This window comes from Mycobacterium sp. 050134 (assembly GCF_036409085.1).
GTDB lineage: Bacteria > Actinomycetota > Actinomycetes > Mycobacteriales > Mycobacteriaceae > Mycobacterium.
In genome coordinates this window covers 26,904-50,210 of record NZ_JAZGLV010000019.1, presented here as the reverse complement: position 1 = coordinate 50,210, position 23,307 = coordinate 26,904, and the positions used below count along the sequence as shown (strand labels likewise).

General features: G+C 69.1%; 27 protein-coding genes and 3 pseudogenes. 17 read left to right on the top strand and 13 right to left on the bottom strand.

The features are described from left to right. Positions 1 to 31: 31 nt before the first annotated feature. Genes SKC42_RS21050 through SKC42_RS21040 form a run of 3 tightly spaced genes read left to right on the top strand, consistent with a single transcriptional unit; the run spans position 32 to position 1,339 of the window. Entirely contained in the window at positions 32 to 244 is a 213-nt protein-coding gene (locus SKC42_RS21050) for a hypothetical protein (RefSeq protein WP_442932214.1), read from the top strand. After that, the gene (locus tag SKC42_RS21045) at positions 222 to 1,034 is read left to right on the top strand and encodes an alpha/beta hydrolase (protein WP_330966206.1); all 813 of its coding nucleotides are present in this window, start codon (positions 222 to 224) and stop codon (positions 1,032 to 1,034) included. Before SKC42_RS21050 ends, SKC42_RS21045 begins: the two co-directional genes overlap by 23 nt. A 2-nt stretch (positions 1,035 to 1,036) precedes the next feature. Then, positions 1,037 to 1,339: an MGMT family protein gene (locus SKC42_RS21040; protein ID WP_330966205.1), complete on the top strand. Its 303-nt coding sequence runs from the start codon at positions 1,037 to 1,039 to the stop codon at positions 1,337 to 1,339. A gap of 10 nt (positions 1,340 to 1,349) precedes the next feature. Here the strand turns inward: SKC42_RS21040 and SKC42_RS21035 are convergent, their stop codons facing one another. The 3 genes from SKC42_RS21035 to SKC42_RS21025 form a co-directional block, all read right to left on the bottom strand. Then, positions 1,350 to 2,204 (bottom strand): TIGR02569 family protein, encoded by an 855-nt coding sequence (locus SKC42_RS21035; protein ID WP_330966204.1) that lies wholly within the window; start codon positions 2,202 to 2,204, stop codon positions 1,350 to 1,352. Positions 2,205 to 2,295: 91 nt separating this feature from the next. Further along, positions 2,296 to 3,492, bottom strand: coding sequence for an adenylyltransferase/sulfurtransferase MoeZ (moeZ, locus tag SKC42_RS21030; RefSeq protein ID WP_330966203.1), 1,197 nt, complete (start codon positions 3,490 to 3,492; stop codon positions 2,296 to 2,298). Positions 3,493 to 3,704: 212 nt separating this feature from the next. Beyond that, positions 3,705 to 4,739 carry a DUF3152 domain-containing protein gene (locus tag SKC42_RS21025; protein ID WP_330966202.1) on the bottom strand — a complete coding sequence of 345 codons (1,035 nt, stop codon included), beginning with the start codon at positions 4,737 to 4,739 and terminating at the stop codon, positions 3,705 to 3,707. 190 nt (positions 4,740 to 4,929) lie between these two features. Between SKC42_RS21025 and SKC42_RS21020 the strand changes: the two genes are divergently transcribed. Next, complete coding sequence (locus tag SKC42_RS21020) at positions 4,930 to 5,613, top strand: TetR/AcrR family transcriptional regulator (protein ID WP_330966201.1); 684 nt, start codon at positions 4,930 to 4,932, stop codon at positions 5,611 to 5,613. Here SKC42_RS21020 and SKC42_RS21015 read toward each other — a convergent pair. Beyond that, on the bottom strand, positions 5,600 to 5,875 hold the full coding sequence (locus SKC42_RS21015) for a DUF3107 domain-containing protein (protein ID WP_330966200.1): 276 nt from the start codon (positions 5,873 to 5,875) through the stop codon (positions 5,600 to 5,602). The genes SKC42_RS21020 and SKC42_RS21015 overlap by 14 nt on opposite strands. A gap of 196 nt (positions 5,876 to 6,071) precedes the next feature. Between SKC42_RS21015 and SKC42_RS21010 the strand changes: the two genes are divergently transcribed. Next, positions 6,072 to 6,860, top strand: coding sequence for an MmpS family transport accessory protein (locus SKC42_RS21010; RefSeq protein WP_330966199.1), 789 nt, complete (start codon positions 6,072 to 6,074; stop codon positions 6,858 to 6,860). A 6-nt stretch (positions 6,861 to 6,866) separates the two neighbouring features. Here SKC42_RS21010 and SKC42_RS21005 read toward each other — a convergent pair whose 3' ends face one another. Further along, entirely contained in the window at positions 6,867 to 7,586 is a 720-nt protein-coding gene (locus SKC42_RS21005; RefSeq protein WP_330966198.1) for a ferritin-like fold-containing protein, read from the bottom strand. Between the two features lie 280 nt (positions 7,587 to 7,866). Here SKC42_RS21005 and SKC42_RS21000 point away from each other — a divergent pair, with 280 nt between their 5' ends. After that, complete coding sequence (locus SKC42_RS21000) at positions 7,867 to 9,375, top strand: DEAD/DEAH box helicase (RefSeq protein WP_330966197.1); 1,509 nt, start codon at positions 7,867 to 7,869, stop codon at positions 9,373 to 9,375. 11 nt (positions 9,376 to 9,386) lie between these two features. Next, positions 9,387 to 10,628: an Rv3212 family protein gene (locus SKC42_RS20995; RefSeq protein ID WP_330966196.1), complete on the top strand. Its 1,242-nt coding sequence runs from the start codon at positions 9,387 to 9,389 to the stop codon at positions 10,626 to 10,628. 34 nt (positions 10,629 to 10,662) lie between these two features. On the opposite strand, the gene SKC42_RS20990 is transcribed toward SKC42_RS20995, so the two are convergent. Continuing rightward, on the bottom strand, positions 10,663 to 11,463 hold the full coding sequence (locus SKC42_RS20990; protein WP_330966195.1) for a ParA family protein: 801 nt from the start codon (positions 11,461 to 11,463) through the stop codon (positions 10,663 to 10,665). A gap of 76 nt (positions 11,464 to 11,539) precedes the next feature. On the opposite strand from SKC42_RS20990, the gene SKC42_RS20985 reads away from it, so the two are divergent. From SKC42_RS20985 to SKC42_RS20975, 3 genes are read left to right on the top strand one after another with little or no spacing between them, the layout of a single operon-like run. Further along, positions 11,540 to 12,151 carry an acid phosphatase gene (locus tag SKC42_RS20985; protein ID WP_330966194.1) on the top strand — a complete coding sequence of 204 codons (612 nt, stop codon included), beginning with the start codon at positions 11,540 to 11,542 and terminating at the stop codon, positions 12,149 to 12,151. After that, positions 12,148 to 13,260: an isochorismate synthase gene (locus SKC42_RS20980; protein ID WP_330966193.1), complete on the top strand. Its 1,113-nt coding sequence runs from the start codon at positions 12,148 to 12,150 to the stop codon at positions 13,258 to 13,260. Before SKC42_RS20985 ends, SKC42_RS20980 begins: the two co-directional genes overlap by 4 nt. Before the next feature lie 50 nt (positions 13,261 to 13,310). Further along, complete coding sequence (locus SKC42_RS20975) at positions 13,311 to 13,739, top strand: GNAT family N-acetyltransferase (protein WP_330966251.1); 429 nt, start codon at positions 13,311 to 13,313, stop codon at positions 13,737 to 13,739. Here the strand turns inward: SKC42_RS20975 and SKC42_RS20970 are convergent. Then, positions 13,691 to 14,152, bottom strand: coding sequence for a hypothetical protein (locus tag SKC42_RS20970; protein WP_442932209.1), 462 nt, complete (start codon positions 14,150 to 14,152; stop codon positions 13,691 to 13,693). The two genes, SKC42_RS20975 and SKC42_RS20970, sit on opposite strands and share 49 nt — an antisense overlap. A gap of 70 nt (positions 14,153 to 14,222) precedes the next feature. On the opposite strand from SKC42_RS20970, the gene SKC42_RS20965 reads away from it, so the two are divergent. After that, positions 14,223 to 15,197 carry a diacylglycerol/lipid kinase family protein gene (locus tag SKC42_RS20965; protein ID WP_330966192.1) on the top strand — a complete coding sequence of 325 codons (975 nt, stop codon included), beginning with the start codon at positions 14,223 to 14,225 and terminating at the stop codon, positions 15,195 to 15,197. Between the two features lie 270 nt (positions 15,198 to 15,467). Beyond that, positions 15,468 to 15,722 (top strand): transcriptional regulator WhiB1, encoded by a 255-nt coding sequence (gene whiB1 / locus SKC42_RS20960; protein WP_330966191.1) that lies wholly within the window; start codon positions 15,468 to 15,470, stop codon positions 15,720 to 15,722. A 67-nt stretch (positions 15,723 to 15,789) separates the two neighbouring features. Here whiB1 and SKC42_RS20955 read toward each other — a convergent pair whose 3' ends face one another. Continuing rightward, complete coding sequence (locus SKC42_RS20955) at positions 15,790 to 17,304, bottom strand: sensor histidine kinase (RefSeq protein WP_330966190.1); 1,515 nt, start codon at positions 17,302 to 17,304, stop codon at positions 15,790 to 15,792. A gap of 45 nt (positions 17,305 to 17,349) precedes the next feature. Then, complete coding sequence (locus SKC42_RS20950; RefSeq protein WP_108921016.1) at positions 17,350 to 17,565, bottom strand: biotin/lipoyl-binding carrier protein; 216 nt, start codon at positions 17,563 to 17,565, stop codon at positions 17,350 to 17,352. Between the two features lie 192 nt (positions 17,566 to 17,757). Between SKC42_RS20950 and SKC42_RS27810 the strand changes: the two genes are divergently transcribed. Continuing rightward, positions 17,758 to 17,832, top strand: coding sequence for a 50S ribosomal protein bL37 (locus SKC42_RS27810; protein ID WP_085976515.1), 75 nt, complete (start codon positions 17,758 to 17,760; stop codon positions 17,830 to 17,832). 15 nt (positions 17,833 to 17,847) lie between these two features. Here the strand turns inward: SKC42_RS27810 and rsrA are convergent, their stop codons facing one another. Continuing rightward, positions 17,848 to 18,150: a mycothiol system anti-sigma-R factor gene (gene rsrA, locus SKC42_RS20945; RefSeq protein WP_330966189.1), complete on the bottom strand. Its 303-nt coding sequence runs from the start codon at positions 18,148 to 18,150 to the stop codon at positions 17,848 to 17,850. After that, positions 18,147 to 18,908: a sigma-70 family RNA polymerase sigma factor gene (locus SKC42_RS20940; RefSeq protein WP_442932208.1), complete on the bottom strand. Its 762-nt coding sequence runs from the start codon at positions 18,906 to 18,908 to the stop codon at positions 18,147 to 18,149. The genes rsrA and SKC42_RS20940 overlap by 4 nt, the downstream gene beginning before the upstream one ends. 189 nt (positions 18,909 to 19,097) lie before the next feature. On the opposite strand from SKC42_RS20940, the gene SKC42_RS20935 reads away from it, so the two are divergent. Further along, positions 19,098 to 19,946, top strand: a complete 849-nt coding sequence (locus SKC42_RS20935; protein WP_330966188.1) for an SDR family oxidoreductase — start codon at positions 19,098 to 19,100, stop codon at positions 19,944 to 19,946. Positions 19,947 to 19,959: 13 nt separating this feature from the next. Next, positions 19,960 to 20,445: an aminoacyl-tRNA deacylase gene (locus SKC42_RS20930; RefSeq protein ID WP_330966187.1), complete on the top strand. Its 486-nt coding sequence runs from the start codon at positions 19,960 to 19,962 to the stop codon at positions 20,443 to 20,445. Between the two features lie 9 nt (positions 20,446 to 20,454). Here SKC42_RS20930 and SKC42_RS20925 read toward each other — a convergent pair. Further along, positions 20,455 to 20,676 (bottom strand): annotated as a pseudogene (locus SKC42_RS20925) (integrase catalytic domain-containing protein); the annotation flags it as partial. 736 nt (positions 20,677 to 21,412) lie between these two features. Here SKC42_RS20925 and SKC42_RS20920 point away from each other — a divergent pair. Together SKC42_RS20920 and SKC42_RS20915 are read left to right on the top strand one after the other, a co-directional pair. Then, a complete protein-coding gene (locus tag SKC42_RS20920; RefSeq protein ID WP_330966186.1) occupies positions 21,413 to 22,666 on the top strand; it encodes a cytochrome P450 in 1,254 nt (417 codons plus the stop codon). Beyond that, positions 22,659 to 22,817 (top strand): annotated as a pseudogene (locus SKC42_RS20915) (TetR family transcriptional regulator); the annotation flags it as partial. The gene SKC42_RS20920 and the pseudogene SKC42_RS20915, both read left to right, overlap by 8 nt. A gap of 37 nt (positions 22,818 to 22,854) precedes the next feature. Here the strand turns inward: SKC42_RS20915 and SKC42_RS20910 are convergent. Next, positions 22,855 to 23,262, bottom strand: a pseudogene (locus SKC42_RS20910) (3-hydroxyacyl-CoA dehydrogenase NAD-binding domain-containing protein); the annotation flags it as partial. Positions 23,263 to 23,307: the final 45 nt, after the last annotated feature.

Genomic DNA, 23,307 nt, shown 5'->3' with positions numbered 1-23,307 from the left:
CGATGAACGGATGAAGAATGGGTAAGGAGGGATTCTGATCGTGGAGAACGTCGATCGCGGCTTTCCCATCGACGACGCGCCGGAAGGCGACGCCGTGGAGCAACAGCAACCCGTCGACCTCGACGACGAGGCGGGCTTGGACACCAGTTACCTGACCGCAGGGGAACGCGAGGCCAACGAGGCCGACGTGATCGAGCAAGCGTTCGTCGTTCCGGCGGAGGATGATTGGGACGACAATCGCTGAGCCGGCGGTCGCGGGCATGTACGTGCACCGCTACGGTCCGCCCGGTGCGGTGCACGTCCTCGCGGTCCACGGCCTGACCGGCCACGGGCAGCGCTGGGAGCACCTGGCCGGGTACCTGCCTGGCCTGGCCGTCGCGGCGCCGGACCTCCTCGGCCACGGTCGGTCGTCGTGGGCGGCGCCGTGGACCATCGACGCCAACGTCGGCGCGTTGGCCGCGCTGCTCGACCAGGGGGCCGACGCGCCCGTCCTCGTGGTCGGCCACTCGTTCGGCGGCGCGCTCGCGATGCACCTGGCCGCGGCCCGGCCGGACCTCGTCAAGGCGCTGTTGCTGCTCGACCCCGCGGTGGGGCTCGACGGCAACCGGATGCGCCAGATCGCCGAGGCGATGCTGTCCTCCCCGGACTACCCGGACGCCGAGGAGGCGCGCATGGAGAAGGCGACGGGCTCCTGGGCGGATGTGGACCCCGCGCTGCTCGACGCCGAGATCGACGAACACCTGGTCACGCTGCCCACCGGCCGGTACGGCTGGCGCGTCAGCTTGCCGGCGATGATCTCGTACTGGAGTGAGCTGGCGCGGGCCGCCGTGCTGCCGCCCGCCGGTACGACCACGACGCTGGTCCGGGCGAAGCAGACCACGCCGCCCTACGTCGGCGACCAACTCGTCGCGGGGCTGAACGAGCGCCTGGGGTCCGACTTCACGCTGCTCGATTTCGACTGCAACCACATGGTGCCCTACGCCAAGCCCGACGAAGTCGCCGCGCTGGTCCGCGGGCTGGCCGGGGTCGACTGACCGTGGCGCCGGTGACCGAGGAGCAGGTCGAGCGGGTGCGTTCGCTGGTCGCGTCGATTCCCGCCGGCCGGGTCGCCACCTATGGCGACATCGCCGACGTGGCGGGGCTTTCCAGCCCACGCATCGTCGGGTGGATCATGCGGACGGACTCGTCGGACCTGCCGTGGCACCGCGTGATCACCGCGTCGGGGCGCCCGGCACAGCACCTGAGAACCCGGCAGCTGGAATTGTTGCGTGCCGAGGGGGTTCTCGCGGCCGACGGCAAGGTGGCGCTGCACGAAGTCCGTCACACGTTCGCGGATTGAGCGCCGGCGGTTAGAGCACCAGCCGAACCAGGGCCGCCGTGCGCGCCAGACCGGGAAACGCCTCGGCTGTCGAGCGCGGATGCAGCGCGTGGACGGCCAACCGAAACATCAACGCCCGCAACAACATCTGCGGCCATTCCGGCAGCGCGCTCCAGCGCTCGATCAGCCCGTCGTCGGCCTCGCCCCAGGACAGGGCATCCACGACGACCACCCCGGCCGCCCACGAGGCCGGCCGCCAGTAGGGCGTGATGTCGGTGATGCCGGGCGCGGCGGTGCCGACGAAAAGCACTGTGCCGTAGAGGTCCCCGTGCACCAGCTGGTTGGGGCTCCTGGTCGGCTTGCGCAATGCGGCGAGTTGGTTGATCAGCTCGACGGATCTCTCGGCGTCCGCCGCCGTCGGGGCCGTCTGCGCCCCCGGCGGCACCGACGCCAGCGGCCGCTCCTCCCACGCGGCGCGGTCGGCGGCGATGAAGACGTCGACCTCCCCCCACGGCGCCGTCGGGCCCTGCGTCAGGAACCGGGGCCGGTCGAGCTTGCCCGTCGCCTCATGCAGCCGCACCGCCGCCGAGACCACCTCGTCATGCCGGGGCTCGGGGACGCCCGCCACGAAGGTGTCCGCCCGCCAGCCCGACACCACGTAGCGGCCGTCGGTCGAACGCACCGGCCGGGCCAGCCGAACGCCGTCGACGAACAGCGTCTCGCGCACCCGGGCCGACCAGGCCGCACGCGCGTGGTCGGCCACGGTGGACAGGACGACCTCGCCGCATCGCCAGCCGCCCTCCCAGCCGGGACCGAGCGCGACGGGCTGCACGCCGTTCAAGCCGAACGCCGACAGGACATGCTCCGGCGGTGGCTCGACAATCACATGCGTAGCGTAATAGAGGGGCCTCGCGGCGACCGCAAGCGCGGCGAAGCCGGGCGCGGCGGGTCGCCGCCCGGAGCCTCAGCCGACCGGATCAGTACATGACCATGTCGGGCTGCATTTGTTCGGCCCAGGCAACGATGCCGCCCTGCAGATGCACCGCATCGGTGAATCCGGCCTTCCGCACCGCGGTCAGCGCCTCGGCCGAGCGAACGCCCGTCTTGCAGTACAGCACCGGCATGCGGTCCTGCGGCAGCCTGGCGAGCCCCTCCCCGGTGCTGAGCAGTGACGTCGGAATGAGCTGAGCGCCATCAATGTGCACGATGTCCCACTCGGCCGGCTCACGGACATCGATCAGGGCCAGCTTCGTGCCCGAGTCCAGTAACTCGCGCAACTCCCGCGGAGTGATCGACGAGCCGCCCTCGGTCCCGCCCACGCCGGCGGTCGGCGCACCGCAGAGTTGCTCGTAGTCGACGAGCTCGGTGATCCGGGGCCGGAACGCGTCGGACGGGTCCCGGCGGATCGCGATGGTGCGGTACGTCATCTCCAGGGCGTCGTAGATCATCAACCGGCCCAGCAGCGATTCGCCGAGCCCGGTGATCAGCTTGATAGCCTCGGTGCCCATCACCGAAGCGATCGAGGCGCAGACGATTCCGAGCACGCCCCCCTCGGCGCACGACGGCACCGATCCGGGCGGCGGCGGCTCCGGGTAGAGGTCGCGGTAGTTCAGCCCTCGCCCGTCGGGAGCGTCCTCCCAGAACACCGACACCTGGCCCTCGAAGCGGAAGATCGACCCCCAGACGTAGGGCTTCCCGGCCAGCACCGCGGCGTCGTTCACCAGGTACCGGGTGGCGAAGTTGTCGGTGCCGTCGACGATCAGGTCGTACTGCCCGAACAACTCGATCGCGTTGCTCGCGTCCAGCCTGACCTCGTGCAGGCGCACGTCGACCAGCGGGTTGATCGCCGCGATCGAGTCGCGGGCGGAGCTGGCTTTCGGGCGCCCGACGTCGGCCACCCCGTGGATGATCTGCCGTTGCAGGTTGGACTCGTCGACGACGTCGAAGTCGACGATGCCGATGGCGCCGACGCCGGCCGCGGCCAGGTACAGCAACGTCGGCGCCCCGAGGCCACCGGCCCCGATCACCAGCACCCGGGCGTTCTTCAGGCGCTTCTGCCCGTCCACCCCCAGGTCCGGGATGATCAGATGGCGGCTGTAGCGGGCCACCTCCTCGCGACTCAGCGCGGCCGCGGGTTCCACCAGCGGCGGCAGCGACGGCTGGGGTTTCGACACCGAACATCTCCCGGTTTCTCTAGCGTTCTCTGCTCCCGTTCACGATCCATCTCAGCAGGACTCTCCAGGCGCGGCAACGAGCCCGCGGTGACTGCCCCGAGCCTGCGCGCAGATCGTGGTGACCCGTCCGTTGTACGCCGTGGGAGCAGGCTGGGCGCCGGGGCCGCAGTCGCAGCGGCTCGAGAGCGGCTCGAGCGCGGCTCAAGAGCGGGTCAGGCGATCGGGTAGGGCCAGGGGTTGAAGCGGCAGGTCTTCCCGTCGGCCTTAACGACGTCGGGGTCGAACTTGGCGGCGTCGTCGTTGGACGTGGAGAACGTCTGCTGCATCATGACCGGCGCCAGCCCGCCCTGCACGTCGCACGCCTCGTGGCGCACATACCCGATGGCGTGGCCGACCTCGTGGTTGATCACGTACTGCCGGTAGGAGCCGACGTCGCCCTCGAACGGCACGGCCCCGCGGATCCAGCGCGCCTCGTTGATGAAGACCCGCGATTGCCGGTCCGCCCCGAACGACGGGTTATAGCAGGATGTTTCGAGCCGGAACTCGTAACCGCACCCCTCCCGGACGGTCACCGGGGACACCAGCGAGATCCGGAAATCGGGCTTTGCGCCGGTGCTGTCGTCGATCCGGATGAACGCGAACTGCGGGTTGTGCGTCCATCCCTTGGGATTGGCAAGTGTCTGATCGACCATCTGGGCGAATGCGGCGTCGCCGCCGAACATCGTTGGGTCGATGCCGTTTTCGACCTCAACGGTGTAGCGGAACACCTTGGCCGTGCCCTGGCCGAACTGCGGTGTGGTCCCGGGGACGACATGCCATGTCTTGTCACCCGCCTCGGTGAAGGGGCCGCCGTCGGGCAGCGTTCCGGCGGGCAGGTTGGCGTCGAACGCCGCGAGCCCGCGGGGCGGCGCATCGATGATTGCGGTGCCCACCGCGCCGATGGCGGGCGGGGCCTGAATGGAGTGGGTCGCCGCCGGTTTCGTCGCGCTGGTGCCGGTGACCGTCTGGTAGATCACCACGGCGGTGAGCACCGCCAGCGCGGGCAACGCGTACGCGCGCCAGCCGTACGTCGACACGAACCGGCCCAGCCACGTCTGTTTGCGCCACTGGCGCGGCCGCTCCCGGTCGGCGCGGACGCGTCCCCCCTCCCGCCCGATCGGGTCGCGCAGCGCGCGCAGTGGTTCTCGCCACTCGTCGCGTAGCACCGGCACCCGACCGGTGCCGCGCACAGGCCGCTGCGACGTCATTTCCCCAGGATGGCACAGGTCCGGCGACCGCAGCCCTTGGCGCGCCCGAGCGGGCCGAACGACAACCGCCCTGCCAGCGGCGACGGCTTCCACAACGATCGTCAACACGCCGCGAGTAGTAAGGTCGGTGCGACGAGCGCGGCTGGCCCAGACGGGAAACGGTCAGTCGCCAGGACCGGATGGGGACTCGATGAGCGATCTCGCCAAGACGGCGGCGCGCCGTGCCGTCAGAGCGAACGACCGCGTCCGGCCCGACGCCGCGTCAACCCAGAATCGCCGCGGCAACCGACTGCCGCGCGACGAGCGCCGCGGCCAGCTGTTGGTGGTCGCCAGCGACGTCTTCGTGGACCACGGTTACCACGCGGCCGGGATGGACGAGATCGCCGAGCGCGCGGGCGTCAGCAAACCCGTTCTGTATCAGCACTTCTCCAGCAAGCTCGAGCTGTACCTGGCGGTTCTCGCCCGGCACGTCGAGAACCTGGTCTCCGGGGTGCAGCAGGCGCTGCGCACCACCACCGACAACCGGCAGCGGCTGCACGCCGCTGTCCAGGCGTTCTTCGACTTCATCGAGCACGACAGCCAGGGCTACCGCCTGATCTTCGAGAACGACTACGTCACCGAGCCCGAGGTCGCCGCGCAGGTGCGTGTCGCCACGGAATCGTGCACAGACGCGGTGTTCGCGCTGATCAGCGCCGACTCCGGCCTCGATCCGCACCGTGCCCGGATGATCGCCGTCGGGCTGGTCGGCATCAGCGTCGACTGCGCCCGCTATTGGCTGGACTCCGACCGCCCGATCTCGAAGTCGGACGCCGTCGAAGGCACCGTCCAGTTCGCCTGGGGCGGGCTGTCACACGTGCCGCTTACTCGCTCTTAGCGACCTTGGCGGCCAGCCGCGCCGCCTCCGCACCGATACCGAAGCCCACCCGGCGCGCATCCGGGGCGCCGATCTCGACGTAGGCGATCTTCTTGCTGTCCACCAGGAAGCGACGGCCCTTCTCGTCGCCGAGGCTGAGCAAACCCGAGCCCTGGCTCAGCGCAGCGGTCACCAGTTCCTCGACTTCGGCCGGCGTCTGCGCGCTGGAGATCACCAGTTCGCGCGGACTGTCCGTGATACCAATTTTGACCTCCACGGTCACCCCTCTTCCAATGGCGTTCGAAGTCGCAGACCTGTCAGCAGCAGGCTAGTGGACGGGCATAGGCCGCGCCTCGGCCCCCCAGGCCGGTTCGCGGTAAGTGAAACCCGGTCGCGCGCAGGTAACGATTCGCTTGCAGGTGGATCGACAGTGGCGCGCAGCGCCGCACCCCTGATTTCACATCATTACCTTCGGCACCATGGGTACCACTCTGTCGCCCCCGGGCAAGTCCCCCCTGGGCAAGCCCCGCCCCGACGACCGATTCCGGGACTATCCCGATGACTACCCCGATGACTACGCCGGCGACGACGCCTGGGGAACCGAAGACACCGACTCCTTGCCCGCCGACGACTACGACTGGACGGGCTGGCCCGCCGAGTTCCGCTGGCGCCCCATCGCGGCGCTGCTGGGCGCCGTGGTGGCGATCGGCGCGATCGCGACCGCGGTGATCATCAACAGCGGTGACAGCGCGTCGACCAAGGCCACGGTGGTTCCGCCGATGCCGCAGACGTCGACCTCCGCGACCCCGTCACCGACGGCGACCAACCCGCCCAGCGCGTCCGCGGCCCCCGCCCCGGCGGCGCAACTGCCGCCCGAGACGGTCACCACCGTCCCGCCGCGCAGCGCGCCGACGAACACGCTGCCCCCGCAGACCCTCGTGCCGACGCCCACCGCCGCGCCGGCGCCGGCCCTCCCGTCGCCGACGGCCACAATCAACCCCCGCACCGTCGTCTACACCGTGACCGGCTCGAAGCAGCTGCTGGACCTGGTCAACATCGTCTACACCGACGCCCGTGGCTACCCGCAGACCGAGTTCAACGTGGCGCTGCCCTGGTCGAGGATGATCGTGCTGAACCCCGGGGTCCAGACGGTGTCGGTGGTGGCGAGCAGCTTCTATGGCCAGCTGAATTGCTCGGTGGTCAACGCCGCCGGTCAAACGGTGGTGGCGTCGGCGAACAACAACAATCTGGCGACCTGCACGCGCTGAGCGGCCTTACGCCAGCCCGAGCTCGTTCATCCGCCGGTCGTGGGTCTGCTGCAGGCGGTCGAAAAATGCGTGCAGCTGGCCCAACCCACCAGCGCCCGACAGGACCAGGTCGACCAACTCGTCGTGGTCGGCAAGCACGTACTGGGTCTGGGTGATCGCCTCACCGAACAGCCGGCGAGCCCACAGCGCCAGCCGGCTGCGCTGCTTGCCGCTCGCGGTCACCGCCGCGCGCACCTCGGCGACGACGAACTGCGAATGCCCGGTCTCGGCCAGGGCCGCCCGCACGACGTCGGCAACCTCATCGGGTAGGCCGTCGGCGATTTCCAGGTACAGGTCCGCGGCCAGCGCGTCGCCGACATACGTCTTCACCAAGGCTTCCAGCCACGTACTCGGCATCGTCAGCCGGTGGTAATTCTCTAGCGCGGAAACGTATTTCGACATCGCCGCGACGACGTCGACGCCGCGGCGCTCCAGCGTGTCGCGCAGCAGTTCATAGTGGCCCATCTCGGCGGCAGCCATGCTCGCCATCGAGATCCGGCCGCGAAGGTTGGGTGCCATCCGCGCCTCGTCCGTGAGCCGGTAGAACGCCGCGATCTCGCCGTATGCCAGGACCGCGAACAGCTCGTTGACGCCGGGATGATCGGCCGTCAGCAGCGAGGCCCGTGGGCCGTCCGCCCGGTCGGCTTCCAGATCGGCTTCGGAGGGCTGCCAGGAGGACCGAGTCATGGCAACACTCTAGTCGGCGAATCCGCCGGTTCATGGGGGCCGGCTGTCGACCAGCTATCATGGGCATAGGTATTGGCATGTCCGTTGCCGCCATTACCGGCGAAATGTGCGTGCACGTGCTGGCCCGCCTGGATTGGGCCCGCTCAGATCGAACCTCGGGCTGAGCGAGGGGCCGGCGACTCGGCGACGTTTTCGGAGTCGGAACTCGTGCGCGCGTGAACCGCGACCGAGAAAACACCGACACACGACGGAACGTCACCGAAAGGTTTCCCTCCCCCATATGACTGCACTCACAAACACAACTGAACTCAGCTTTGCCCAACTCGGCGTCCGCGACGAAATCGTGCGGGCACTGGCCGAGAAGGGCATCGAGCGTCCCTTTGCCATCCAGGAACTCACCCTGCCGATGGCCCTGGCCGGCGACGACGTCATCGGCCAGGCTCGCACTGGCATGGGCAAGACGTTCGCCTTCGGGGTGCCGCTGCTGCAGCGCATCGGCAACGGCGAACGGCCGCTGACCGGCGCGCCGCGCGCGTTGGTCGTGGTGCCCACCCGTGAACTCTGCGTGCAGGTGACCGAGGACCTGGCCACGGCCGCCAAGTACCTGACCGCCGAAGACGGCCGACGGGTGTCGGTGGTGTCCATCTACGGCGGACGGGCCTACGAGCCCCAGATCGAGGCGCTCCGCGCCGGTGCCGACGTGGTGGTGGGCACCCCGGGCAGGCTGCTCGACCTCGCCCAGCAGGGCCACCTGCAGCTCGGCGGGCTGTCGATGCTGGTGCTCGACGAGGCCGACGAGATGCTCGATCTGGGCTTCCTGCCGGACATCGAGCGCATCCTGCGCCAGATCCCCACCGACCGGCAGGCGATGCTGTTCTCGGCGACCATGCCGGGACCGATCATCACGCTGGCCCGCACGTTCATGAACCAGCCCACCCACATCCGCGCCGAGGCGCCTCATTCCTCGGCCGTGCACGACAAGACGGAGCAGTTCATCTACCGTGCCCACGCGCTGGACAAGGTCGAGCTGGTCAGCCGCGTCCTGCAGGCCGAGGGCCGCGGCGCGACGATGATCTTCACGCGCACCAAGCGCACGGCCCAGAAGGTCGCCGACGAGCTGGCCGAGCGGGGCTTCAAGGTCGGCGCCGTGCACGGCGATCTGAACCAGGTTGCCCGGGAAAAGGCGCTCAAGGCATTCCGCGCCGGAGACATCGACGTGCTGGTGGCCACCGACGTGGCCGCCCGCGGCATCGACATCGACGACGTCACCCACGTCGTCAACTACCAGATTCCCGAGGACGAACAGGCCTACGTGCACCGGATCGGGCGCACCGGGCGGGCCGGCAAGACCGGTGTCGCGGTCACCCTGGTCGACTGGGACGAGCTGCCCCGCTGGACGATGATCGACAAGGCGCTGGGACTCGACACCCCCGAGCCCGCCGAGACGTATTCCAGCTCGCCGCACCTGTACGACGAGCTGGGCATCCCCGCCGAGGCGCGCGGCACAGTCGGGTCCCCGCGCGGCACACAGACCAAGCGCCGCGAGGCCGGCCGGGACGGCGAGGCGGAGAAGTCGGACAAGCCGGCGCGGAAGCGCTCAGGCACCCGGCGCCGCACGCGGGGGGGTCAGCCCGTCAGCGGGCATACCAGCGGCAACGCTTCCGCCGGCCCCGCCGCCGGCGAGCCCGCCGCCGAGGCCGCTTCGAGCGCCCCGTCCGGCAACCCCGGCGCCAGCCGGCGCCGCCGCCGGCGCCGCAAGCCGGCTGAAGCCGGCGCACCCGCCAACTAGCGCGCCGAGGCATGGTCAAGCCCGAACGCCGGACCAGGGGCGACGTTGTCGCCGCCGCGGCGATCGCGCTCGCCGTCGCCGCGGCCGCGTCGCTGATCTGGTGGACGAGCGACGCCCGGGCCACCATCAGCCGGCCGGCCGCCGTCCCGGCCCCGAATCCGAGCTCCGCCCGGGAAGTGCCGGCCACGCTGCATCAGTTGTGGACCGCGCACAGCCCCGCGACCACCACCCCGATCGTGGTGGGCGGGACGCTCGCCACCGGCGACGGCCGCCGGGTCGACGGCCGCGACCCCGGCACCGGGCAATCCCACTGGAGCTACGCCCGCGACACCGACCTGTGCGGCGTGTCCTGGGTGTACCACTACGCGATCGCAGTCTTCCGCGACGACCGCGGCTGCGGCCAGGTCAGCGCGCTCGACGCGTCCACCGGACGCCGCGGACCGGCCCGCAGCAGCTACGCCGACACGCGCGTGCGGCTCACCTCCGACGGCACGACCGTGCTGTCGGCGGGTTCTACGCGACTGGAGCTATGGCGCTCGGACCTGGTCCGGATGATGTCGTACGGCGAGACCGATGCGCGGGTCAAGCCGTCGGCGCGGGGTCTGCACTCCGGGTGCACCCTGGTTTCCGCCGCGGCCAGCTCGTCGGCGGTCTCGGTGCTCGAGGGCTGCGGAAACCAGGCGAACCTGCGGCTGGTGCTGTTGCGGCCAGGCAAGGACGACGACGAGCCCCAGCAGCAGATCGTCCCGGAGCCCGGCATCCCGGCCGATTCGGGTGCCCGGGTGCTAGCGGTCTGGGAGAGCAACACGGCGGTTTACCTGCCCGGTATTCCCGGCGCGCAGGCCGGGAGCGCCGCGGCCCAGCCCCGCGTCGACGTGATCGATGGGACCGGCACCACGGTGTCGAGCACCCTGCTGCCCAAGCCGCCGTCGCAGTCGGTGGTCGCACAGTCCGGCAGCCTGGTGACCTGGTGGACCGGCGACTCGCTGATGGTGTTCGACGCGAGCAACCTGACGCTGCGCTACACCATCGCCGCGGGCGGGATGACGGCCCCGCTGGGGCCGGGCGTCATGATGGCCGGCCGGCTGCTGGTGCCGGTGACCGGCGCGATCGGCGTCTACGACCCGATCAGTGGCGTCAACGAACGCTACATTCCGGTGGACCGGGTGCCGAGCACCGCGGCCGTGGTCCCCGCGGTGTCGGGATCGCGGGTGTTCGAGCAGCGCGGCGACACTGTCGTGGCGCTCGGCTGACCTCGCCCCGGTGAGCGCCGCGACTAGGCCTCGACTAGGCCTCGACGGCGAAAGTCGGCAGCGGTTTGCCGGTCTTCCAGTGCTTGAGCAGCGCCTTCGCGAGCTCACTGTAAGCGGACGCGCCCTTGTTCTTGCGCCCGGACATCACCGACGCGCCCGAGGCGCTGGCCTCGGCGAAGCGCACGGTGCGCGGGATCGGCGGCGCGAGCACCGGAAGGTCATAGCGGTCGGCGACGTCGAGCAGCACGTCGCGGGTGTGGGTGGTGCGGGAGTCATACAGCGTCGGCAGCGCGCCCAGCATCCGCAGATCGGGGTTGGTGATCTGCTGGACGTCGGCGACGGTGCGCAGGAATTGGCCGACCCCGCGGTGGGCGAGGGTCTCGCACTGCAGCGGCACGATGACCTCGTCGGCCGCGGTCAGTCCGTTGAGGGTGAGGACGCCCAGCGACGGCGGGCAGTCGATGATGATGACGTCGAACTGATCGGAGAGTTTCGCCAGCGCGCGCTTGAGCGCGTATTCGCGGCCGGCCCGCATCAGCAGCATCGCCTCCGCGCCCGCGAGGTCGATGTTGGCGGGCAGCAGCGTCATGCCCTCCATCGTGGTGACCAGCGCCGCGCTCGGCTCGACCTCGCCGAGCAGTACCTCATGGACGGACACGGGCAGCTTGTCGGGGTCTTGACCGAGCGAGAACGTCAGGCAGCCCTGCGGGTCCAGGTCGACGAGCAGCACCCGCCGCCCCTCGTCCGCAAAAGCCGCGCCCAGCGAGGCGACCGTCGTGGTCTTGGCCACGCCGCCCTTCTGGTTTGCAACCGCCAATACCCGGGTCTTGTTCACATTGCCATCCTGGCATGTTCGCCCGCCGCCCGCTCCGGGCACTGAGTCGGCATATCGTCGGGCAGAATCAGTCGATATGGGCATACACGACCACCGGCTGGTGCTGCTCCGCCACGGTGAGACGGAATGGTCGAAGTCGGGCCAGCACACGGGCCGGACCGACCTCGAGCTCACCGACACCGGCCGTGTCCAGGCCGAGCTTGCCGGGCGCGTGCTGCGGGAACTGCACCTGTCGAACCCGCTCGTGGTCAGCAGCCCGCGCATCCGGGCGTTGACCACGGCCAAGCTGGCCGGGCTCGCCGTCGACGAAGTGTCTTCCCTGCTTTCCGAGTGGGACTACGGCTCCTACGAGGGACTGACGACCGCGCAGATCCACGAATCGGTGCCGGACTGGCTGGTCTGGACGCACGGCTGCCCCGGCGGCGAGAGCGTGGCGCAGGTCAGCGACCGGGCCGACCGCGCCGTCGCCTTCGCCCTCGAGCACATGGCCGCACGCGACGTGGTGTTCGTGGGCCACAGCCACTTCTCCCGGTCGGTGATCACGCGCTGGGTGGAGCTGCCGCTGGTCGAGGGCAGCCGCTTTTGGATGCTCGCCGGCTCCATCGGGGTGTGCGGTTTCGAGCACGGAGTGCGGCAGCTTGCCGCGCTCGGCCTGACCGCCCAGCCGCAGGCGATCACGCCCGGGTGAGCGGTCCCGAAGAGCTCAGCCCAGAGCCCCCGTTCGCGCTGTGCGGCCCGGAAGGGACCCTAATCGCCGACGGTGTGCGGCAACGCTACCGCGACGTGGGGGCGGCACAGGCGGCGCTGCGCTCGGCATCGGCGCCGATCGTGATGGGCGCGTTGCCTTTTGACATCGGCAGGCCGGCCGCGCTGCTGACGCCGGGCTCGGTGCGGGCCGCCGCACCGCCGGACTGGCCGACGGGACCGCCGCCGCCGGTGCATATCGATGCCGCCATCCCGGCACCGGGCGACTACCGCAGGATCGTCGGCCGGGCGCGGGAGCAGCTGGCCGCGCCAGGAAACCCGCTGAGCAAGGTCGTGCTGTCCCGCGCGCTGCGTCTTTGCGCCGACGCACCACTGGACGCCCGCGCCATCCTGCGTCGACTGGTGGCCGCGGATCCGGCGGCATACGGCTACCTCGTCGATCTGACTGCGGCCGGCGAGGGCTATGCGGGTGCGGCGCTGGTCGGGGCCAGCCCGGAACTCCTGGTGGCGCGCAGCGGTGACCGGGTCGTCTGCCGGCCGTTCGCCGGGTCCGCCCCGCGCGCCGCGGACCCGGAACTCGACGCCGCCAACGCCGCCGCGCTGGCGGCCTCGGCCAAGGACCGCCACGAGCACCGGCTGGTCATCGACAGCATGCGCGACTCGTTGGAGCCGCTGTGCGACGAGCTGACGATCGCGCCCGAGCCCGAGTTGGGCCGCACCGCGGCGGTCTGGCACCTGTGCACCCCGATCGGCGGCCGGCTTCGCGACCCGTCAACCACCGCAATCGATCTGGCGCTGGCGCTGCATCCGACCCCGGCGGTGGGCGGGGTGCCGACGAAGGCGGCGACCGAGTTGATCGCCGAATTGGACGGCGAGCGCGGTTTCTATGCCGGCGCCGTGGGCTGGTGCGACGCCAGCGGAGACGGCCGCTGGGTGGTGTCCATTCGCTGCGCGCAATTGTCCGCGGACCGCCGCACCGCCCTCGCGCGCGCCGGCGGCGGCATTGTCGTGGAGTCCGACCCGGACGCCGAAGTCGCGGAAACCACAACGAAATTCACGACGATGCTGAACGCGCTGGGGGTCCGGTCGTGAGCGCGCACATTCGCGGCGTCATTCCTCAGGACGCCGCCGATATCACCGACATGATCCACGCGCTGGCCGAATTCGAGCACGCCGCCGACGAATGCACCGTCACCGAAACGCAAATCACCGCCGCGCTTTTCGGTGAATCGCCCACGCTGCACGGGCACGTCGCGGAAATCGACGGCGAGATCGCCGCGATGGCGCTGTGGTTCACCAATTTTTCCACCTGGGACGGCGTCGCGGGTATCCACCTCGAAGACCTGTTCGTACGTCCCAGGTTTCGCCGCCTCGGCCTCGCCCGCGCGCTGCTGGCCACATTGGCGGGTGAGTGCCTCGCGAACGGCTACACGCGGTTGTCGTGGGCGGTGCTGAACTGGAATTCCGACGCCATCGCGCTCTACGACGGCGTTGGGGGTCAGCCGCAGCGCGAATGGACGACCTACCGGTTGTCGGGTGCCCGGTTGGCCGGGCTGGCCGGACCGCCCTGACCGGCGGTCGCGGCCCAGCGCACCGCAGCCGGAGTGAACAACAGGACCAAAACCGTCAGTGCAACCGCGGCGGCCGGGACCCCGGCGGCCGGTTGGTGCGAACCCGTGACGAGGTACCACGCCACGGGCAACAGCAGGAGTTGGGTGATGACGGCCAGCCCACGACCCCAGCGCCTGCCCACGGTCAGCGCGCGCCCCGCCGCGAGCACCCCGGCGCCGACCACAACGAAGAAGACGGCCGTACCCAGCCCGTTGACGATGCGCTGGTCGGCCCCGGCGAGGCCCCGCACCCCGAGGATCACCGCCACCACCAGCGCGGCCGCGCCCTGGATCGCGACGATGACGCCCGCGGCGCGCACGGGGGCCGGCGGCACCGGGTTGGTCGATCCGGCCGGATTGCGGGGCTGCGTCACATGCGCCAGCGTAGTGGGGGTCCCGGCTGCCACAGCGGGGCCATAACCGCCGCGCATAAGCTCGAGCATCATGCGCGCCGTGCTGATCGTGAATCCCACCGCCACTTCGACCACTCCGGCAGCCCGCGACCTGGTCGCGCACGCGCTCAAGAGCCGCCTGGAACTCACCGTCGAGCACACCACCCATCCCGGTCATGGCGCCGAGCTCGCACGGGACGCCGTCGCGGACGGGTTGGACCTGGTGGTCGTGCACGGGGGCGACGGCACGGTGAGCGGGGTCGTCAACGGTTTGCTGGGCCAGCCGGGCTCCACGCCGCCGGCGCACCTGCCCGCCGTCGCGGTGCTGCCCGGCGGCTCGGCGAATGTGCTGGCGCGCTCGTTGGGCATCTCGACGGACCCGGTCGCCGCCACCAATCAGCTCATCCAGCTGATCGACGATTACCGCCGCCACCAGGCATGGCGCCGAATCGGGCTGATCGACTGCGGCGAGCGGTGGGCGGTGCTCAACGCGGGGATGGGCGTGGACGCGGAGGTGGTGGCCGGGGTGGAGGCCCAGCGCGACAAGGGCGTCAAGGTCAACGCGCTGCGCTATTGGTGGGTGGCGGTGCCCACGTCGGTGGCCTTCAGCCGGCGGGCGCCACGGCTGACGCTGGAGCTGCCCGGGCGCGAACCGGTCTCGGGGGTGCATTTCGTGTGGGTGTCCAACACCAACCCCTGGACGTACAGCAACAACCGGCCGCTGCGACCCAACCCCGGTTGCAGCTTCGAGACGGGCCTAGGGGTGTTCGCCCTGACCAGCATGAAAATCTTCCCGACGCTCCGACTGGTGGGCCAGATCCTGTCGAAGCGGGGAAATCCGCAGGCAGAGCAACTCATCCGCGACGACGATGTCGCGTGCGCCAGAGTCACCTGCCCCGGGGAGCCGATCGCCTGCCAGTTCGACGGCGATTACCTGGGCCTGCGCGGCGCCATGACGTTCCGGTCGGTGCCCGACCTGCTGCCGGTGGTTGCGCCGCCCGCGAAAACGCCGCGCGACCTGCGGTGACGCGGACGCGAATCGCCCGCCGGCATGAAAATTTCCAGAAGTAGCCGATCAGTGTAGTACAACTGAGTGAGGACTCAACGACGTAACGGGCGAAGTGAGATAGCCCACGAGCGAACTCACTGCTATTGACTTCTGTTGAGCCTGTGAAACGATTAAAAGGTTGCATGCAGAAATTTACGTAGGGGCGCGGACCCTTTTCTTGTGCACGCTTAACAGCCGAAGAAAATTGGCCGTGCGCCTTGCTGCGCACTCAGTGAGGAGTAACAACTTATGGATTGGCGCCACAAGGCGGTCTGTCGCGACGAGGACCCCGAGCTGTTTTTCCCGGTAGGGAACAGCGGCCCGGCTATCGCGCAGATCGCTGACGCGAAACTGATCTGCAATCGGTGCCCGGTGACCACAGATTGCCTGTCCTGGGCCCTGAACACGGGCCAGGACTCGGGCGTCTGGGGCGGCATGAGCGAAGACGAGCGGCGCGCGCTGAAGCGTCGCAACGCCCGGACGAAGGCCCGTAGCGGAGTCTGACCCAGTCAGCAAACAGTGCGGCCCCGACGAATCGTCGGGGCCGCACTGTTGCGTCCGGCGTTGCGACCTAGATGGGCAACCGCGCCCGGCGGCCGATCGGAACCCGCAGCACCACATCGGTGCCCTTGTTGCCTCCCGGGCCCGGGGCCTCGCGCATGCCCAACGTCCCGTCCAGCTCGGCCGATACCAGGGTCCGCACGATCTGCAGCCCCAGGCTGTCGGACTTGTCGAGGCTGAATCCCTCCGGCAGGCCACGGCCGTCGTCGTGCACGACGACGTCGAGCCAGCGCGCCGAGCGCTCGGCGCGAATCGTCACCGACCCCTCCGGTGCGGCCGGATCGAAGGCGTGCTCGATGGCGTTCTGCACCAGCTCGGTGATCACCATGATCAGGGCCGTCGCGCGGTCGGAGTCGAGAACGCCGAGGTCACCGACGCGGTTGATCCGGATCGGCCGGTCCACCGACGCCACATCGTTCATGATCGGCAGGATCCGGTCGATCACCTCGTCGAGATTCACCTGCTCGTCCACCGACATCGACAACGCGTCGTGGACCAGCGCGATCGACGACACGCGGCGCACCGACTCGATCAGGGCCTCCCGGCCCTCCACGTTGACCGTGCGGCGGGCCTGCAGGCGTAGCAGCGCCGCCACGGTCTGCAGGTTGTTCTTGACCCTGTGGTGAATCTCGCGGATGGTGGCGTCCTTGGAGATCAGGGCGCGGTCGCGCCGCTTCACCTCCGTGACGTCGCGGATCAGGATCGCGGCGCCGGCGCCGACACCAGCGACGACCAGGGGCAGCGTGCGCAGCAGCACGGTGGCACCACCGGCGTCGACCTCCATGCGCATGCTCTTCCCGCCGGCCAGCAGGTCGAGCACGTGCTCGGCCAGCTCCTGGGCCTCGAACGGGTCGGAGATCAGCGGCCGCGTCACCTTGATCAGGCTGCGGCCCTCCAGCTCGCTGGTGAGTCCCATCCGGTGGTAGGCGGACAGCGCGTTGGGGCTGGCGTAGGCGACGTCGCCGTTGACATCCAGCCGGATGAAGCCGTCGCCGACCCGGGGCGTGGAGCGCGACATGGCCACGTCGCGCACGTCGGGGAACGTGCCCTCCGAGAGCATGTGGACGAGGTCCGTGGCGCAATCGCGGTAGGCGGTCTCCAGGTGCCCCGACATGTGGTCGGCCGCCTGCGCGGTCTGGTGGCGCGTGAGCACCGCGACCACCTGCTCGCCGTAGCGAACCGGCGAGGCCTCGACATGCTGGCCCGGCAGCGGCCATGACGGGTCTTGCGGGCCATGGTCTTCCAGCTTGGCGCTGCCGGAGGCGAAGGTGTCGGCGACGAGCGGCAGCTGGTCGGCGGCCACGACGCTGCCCACGGCGTCGGTCTGCAGAACGGTGGGTGCGGTGGTCGGCCGGCACTGCGCCACACACACCAGCGCACCGTCGTCGCGGCGCACCCACATCAGGTAGTCCGCGAACGAGAGGTCGGCGAGCAGTTGCCACTCCCCGACCACCGCGTGCAGGTGGTCCACCGCGTTGCCCGGCAGGACGGTGTGTTCGGCGAGCAGGTCACCGAGAGTCGACATCAACTACTCCCGAGTCGTTTTCCCGGCGCTGCGGCTGTTCAACCGCTAGGAGATGACGGCGATCAGGTCGCCCGCCTGGATGACATCGCCGACGGACACGCTGACCTTACTGACCGTTCCGTCGATTTCGGCCAGGACGGGAATCTCCATCTTCATGGACTCCAGCAGCACCACAATGTCGCCCTTGCCGATCTGGTCGCCCTCGTTGACTACGACTTCGAGCACGCTAGCCACGATCTCGGCCCGAACATCTTCCGCCATCTTCACCCCGTTTCGGCCATCTGCGCAGGCTGGCTGCTGATCGGTCAAGCTCATGTATATCGAACCACAGTGTCGGTTCGGGCTCGCGGCGCGCGGGCCATTGGCGAAGCGGGGCATCTCACATGAGACAATGGCAGCAAGCCAACGGGCGTCATCGCCCGATTCCACGAACGATCAACGGAGGTTTTCACCATGGCCAAGCGTGGCCGCAAGAAGCGTGACCGCAAGCACAGCAAGGCCAACCACGGGAAGCGCCCCAACAGCTAGCCCGGGCCGCCGGCCCTAATCCAGACCGCGGACGATGGTGGTCCGCCGAATCTCCAGCCGCAGCCGCTCCTTGAGCCCCTCGGGGGCCCGCTCACCACGACATTTCGTGGCGATCAACGCCTTGATCCGCTCCTCGATCCCATAGTGCTTGAAGCACCCTGGGCAGGCCTCGAGGTGCTGACGCAGCCTCTCCCGTGATTCGGGGGTGCATTCGCCGTCGAGCAGCGTCCATACCTCGGCAATCACCTCGGCACAGCCGACGCCGCCGTGGGAGTGGTCGTTGGGGCACCGCTCGGTCGGGTCCGCGAACTCGCTCATGACGACACCTCCTCGTGCGCCTGCTGACCGCGGGTGAAGCCCCGTTCCTTGGCGACGTCGGCCAGCAGGCCACGTAGCTGACGCCTGCCGCGGTGCAGCCGCGACATTACCGTCCCGATCGGCGTATCCATGATCTCGGCGATCTCCTTGTACGGGAAACCCTCGACATCGGCGTAGTAGACGGCCATCCGGAATTCCTCCGGCAAAGCCTGCAGCGCTTCTTTGATCTCCGTGTCAGGCAGCGCTTCCAGCGCCTCGACCTCGGCGGAGCGCAGGCCAGTGGAGGAATGCTCGGCGTTGGACGCCAGCTGCCAGTCGGTGATCTCCTCGGTCGGGTACTCCGAGGGCTGGCGCTGCCTTTTGCGGTAGCTGTTGATGTAGGTGTTGGTCAGGATCCGGTAGAGCCACGCCTTGAGGTTGGTGCCGGCCCGGAACGAGCGAAAACCCGCGTAGGCCTTCACCATGGTCTCCTGCAGCAGGTCTTCGGCGTCGGCGGGATTGCGCGTCATGCGCAGAGCGCCGCCGTAGAGCTGGTCGAGCAGGGGGATCGCGTCGCGCTCGAAGCGCGCCATCAGTTCGGCGTCCGTCTCCACCGGCTCGACGATTTCCGCCCCTGACGCGCCGTCTTGGTCAGGATCAGGGCCATGTTCAGACTCGGCCATATCGATTAACCCGGTCCCTTCTGCTGCGGTGTCTCCGGACGGCAATGCGACCGCCGCCGGACTCGCAAGGAGGCAGGCCAGCTGCTCGGCGTTCATCGAGCCGCCCCGTAGGGCCGTCGCCGTTGACACCAGACTGCTCCTCCCAATCTAGAGGCAGCCCCTGACAGTGTCTGCCCGGGCTTGCCACCTCATCTGCATCAGAAACCAATTCCGTCAACAGTGGCGGCCGACGCGCTATTTCCAGGGCCCGATCCGCGCCGGTCCGGCGGGCGTTAGGGTGACGCCATGTCATTGCAAGGCAAGACCATGTTCATCTCCGGAGCCAGCCGCGGCATTGGCCTCGCGATCGCCAAACGGGCCGCGCAAGATGGCGCCAACGTCGCCCTGATCGCGAAGACCGCCGAGCCACACCCGAAGCTGCCGGGCACCGTCTACACCGCCGCCAAGGAGCTGGAGGAGGCGGGTGGCCAGGCCCTGCCGATCGTCGGGGACGTCCGCGACCCGGAGTCGGTCGAGTCTGCGGTGGCCAAGACCGTCGAACAGTTCGGCGGCATCGACATCTGCGTGAACAACGCGTCGGCGATCAACCTGGGGTCCATCACCGACGTGCCGATGAAGCGGTTCGACCTGATGAACGGCATTCAGGTGCGCGGCACGTATGCCGTGTCGCAGGCGTGCATCCCGCACCTGAAGGGACGGGAGAACCCGCACATCCTGACGCTGTCGCCGCCCGTGCTGCTGGAAAGCAAGTGGTTGAAGCCGACCGCCTACATGATGGCGAAGTTCGGCATGACGCTGTGCGCCCTGGGCATCGCCGAGGAGATGCGCGCGGACGGCATCGCATCGAACACCCTGTGGCCGCGCACGCTGGTCGCGACCGCCGCGGTGCAGAACCTGCTGGGCGGCGACGAGGCGATGGGGCGCGCCCGCAAGCCCGAGGTGTACTCCGACGCCGCCTACGTGGTCCTCAACAAGCCCTCCCGGGAGTACACCGGAAACATGCTGTTGTGCGAGGACGTCCTGCTGGAATCCGGCGTCGAGGACCTGTCCGCCTACAACTGCGTACCGGGCGGGGAACTGGGCGTCGACTTCTGGGTCGACGGCGTCAACCCGCCGGGGTACACCGGCCCCTAGCCGGGCAACCGCCGTGCCTCGTGCCGCCACACCCGCGCTAGTCGCGTTGGCGAAAGCCGGTGTGCCGCACGACGTCGTCAAGTTCGGGCACAACCCCCGCGAGCGCTCGTTCGGCGCCGAGGCTGTCCAGGCGCTGACCGAGCACGGCATCGCCGCCGAACAGATCTTCAAGACCCTGGTGCTGGCGGTGCCGAATGGCCTGGCCGTGGCGGTGTTGCCGGTGCCCGCACGGCTCTCGCTGAAGGCGGCCGCGGCCGGGCTGGGGGTCGCGAAAGCCGACATGGCCGACCCCGCGGCCGCCGAGCGGTCCACCGGCTACGTCGTCGGCGCCATGTCGCCGCTGGGGCAGCGCAGGGCGCTGCCGACCGTTGTCGACTCGTCGGCGCTCGCCTGGGAGCGGATGTACTGCAGCGCCGGCCGACGCGGTTGGGACGTCGGGCTCGCGCCGAGGGAGCTGATCCGGCTGACCGGCGCGAGCACCGCGGACCTCCGCGCCTAGCTCGGCCATCCATGCCTGCGCGATGTCGGCGTCCTCGCGGTGTTCGACGCGCCAGCCGACGGGGTAGCGGCTGAAGATGTCCAGCATCACGTAGAGCTGGTAGGACTGTCCGCGCAGCGGCCCAGCCAGCTTGGTGATGTCGCAGGACCACACGTCGTTGGGTTGGTGGGCCACGAGCTCGGGTTTGATCCGCGGCGGGTGTGTGGCCACCCGCCGCCGCTCCCGGGTCATGTTGTGTGCGCAGGATCTCCGATACAGCGTGGACTGCGAGCCTAAGTTAGGTAGACGCCCTCGTCGAGCAGCTCGGCCCACACCTGTGCGACCGCCTTGTCGGCGAAGCGCGGCTCGCACAACACGGCCAGGATCTGCGTGTGCTCGGCCGCCTCGATCACTTCTTCGACTTGGGCCGCGTGCTGGTGCTCTCGGAGAGCGTCTCCAAGAGTGCTTGTGCTTTTACCGCCAGATCCGGTGCAGCCCTGGTGCGTTCGAGCTCGGCCTCGGCGCGTTCGGCCCGCTTGCGTAGCCGTTCGATCTCGACCTTGTCGCGGTCTTTGCCGCCACAACCGCCGCCCTGTACCCCGGGGTGAAGCTGCGCCGCCGGGGACGACCCGCTGGACCCTCGGTCGAATCGCTATCCACCCCTCCATCATCGGCGCCATCCGTCCTGGTTTCAGCCAAAGTCGCGGTCACCGTTCGTTCCAATCCCTACTTGCCCTCAAACCTGGTCAGATGTTTCCAAGCTCTGCTGTCGCGCCCAACCCTGCCAGAGAGGGTTTGATCGTTGACCTTCTTCCCGCTCGGCCGGGTAAGCGTTAGCTGTCAAGGTGTTTGAGACAGCTAACGCCGTTACCAACGTCCGTGGTCAGAACAGGTCCGTCATTGAGGCTCTGAGGCGATGGTACGGTTGCCGCGGAATTGTCCGTAACCGCCGCACTCTGCCGACGCCCGACGGGAAGTCAAAACATCGATGAACGCGAACAGCACGGCTCCCAGCGTCTTCGACGCCGGCCTCCCCACGCTGAACTACAGCCCCACCGCCACCCCGAGCGACATCCTGGCCGATATCCGCGAGGCGCAATCATGCGCGCCCATCGCCATCGGGCCCCTCGGCCCGGAAATCCTGTCCTACGAACTGGCTCGGGATATGCTGCGCGACAACAGGTTCGCTATGCCACCCGGCATCACGTTGGCGGCGCAGGGCGTCACCTCAGGTCCGTTGTACGACAAGCTGACGAGCAGCCTCGTGGGCCTCGACGGCCCGCCGCATACTCGGTTGCGCAAACTGGTTTCTAAAGCCTTCACTCCTCGCGCGACAGCACGTCTTTCAGACACCATCCACGAGGTGGTGAACGGGCTGATCGATCAAGTGATCGACGCCCGGCGTTGCGACGTCGTGACCGACATCGCGCGGCCGTACCCCACCCCGATCATTTGCGCGCTGCTTGGTGTGCCTCGCCAGGACTGGCAGCTGTTCGCGGATTGGACCGACGAAGTCTTCAAGGCCCTCAATCTTCATCCGGAAGTCACCTTCGATGAGGCCGCGGTCATGCGCGCGTGGAGCGAGCTGGACGCGTACGTCGACGGCATGGTCGCGGTCCGCCGCGACAACCTCACCGATGATCTGCTCTCTGAGCTCATCCGCGCCGAAAGCGACGGTGACCGGCTCAATCTCGACGAACTCCGCATGCTGGTGGGCGGTTTCCTGATGGCGGGAACGGACACGACGCGAAACCAACTGGTCGCGTCGGTGCAGGTGCTTTGCGAGCATCCGGATCAATGGGCGAAGTTGGCCGATCAACCGGAGCTGGCGATGCGCGCGGTCGAGGAGAGCATGCGCCACTCACCGGCGGTTTCTATCGTGCCACGGGCTACGGCAAAAGAAGTCGAATTCGCCGGTTACACATTCCCGGCCGGGACCCTCGTGCTCGTGAACACCTTTGCGGCCAACCGTGATCCGGCGATCTATGACGACGCTGATCGGTTCGACATCGCCCGCGAGGACGCGCCCGCCATCCTGACCTTCGGCGGCGGCGCGCACTACTGCCTGGGGGCAAACCTCGCCCGCCGGGAACTGGCCGAAGCGCTCACCATCCTCACCCGACGCCTCCTGGCACCCCGTCGCGTCGGTCCGGCCCCCAGGAAATCATTGCTGGGACTGACCGGCCCGACAACACTCGAGATCGAGTTCGACGTCGACATGCTGGTGACCCCGAATGCGTAGTCGCGGCTGGGCGGGTTTGACACCCGCGTCGGACGAGGAGGCAATCGCCCGAATCCTCGACGCGGTCGACGAAGTGGTCGCCGAACAGGGATCGGCCTTACGCCTCGCCGACGTCCCCCGTCGGCTCGGGGCCACCCGGCAGACGGTGTACGGCTAGGGCGTTCCCGCTCGCGAGCGCGCCGTTCACCGCACAACCGCCGTTTGTCGCGACGTTCTCGGCCAGCAGCCGCGACGGGAATGACGACGAGCTGCGCCGGGCGGCCCCGGTCGATCTCGCCCCAGAGCGGAACCTTGACGTCCAGCCTCTCGGTCACGGATTTGATTGCGAGCCAGGCACGTCCAGCGCCTCCGACCGAGCTGGTCTCGATCACGCTACCGATTTCGCCGAGTTCCCTGAACTGCAACAAATTTGGCAGGGATTCAGTCACGTGGCGGCTCGCCGCGGCCAGCTGTCCGGCGCGCCGCGCGAAGATCCGGACCGCTCCACCGCGGCTGGCGAACATGAGCGCGATCCGTCGTCCCAGCGTGCCCGCCCCGATGAGGGCGACGGGTCGGGCGCGGATGTCGACGAACGTGCGGGCGGACGAGCCGGTCACCCACGCACGTTATGGCCGCACCGCCGATTCCCTGCCCAAAAAGCC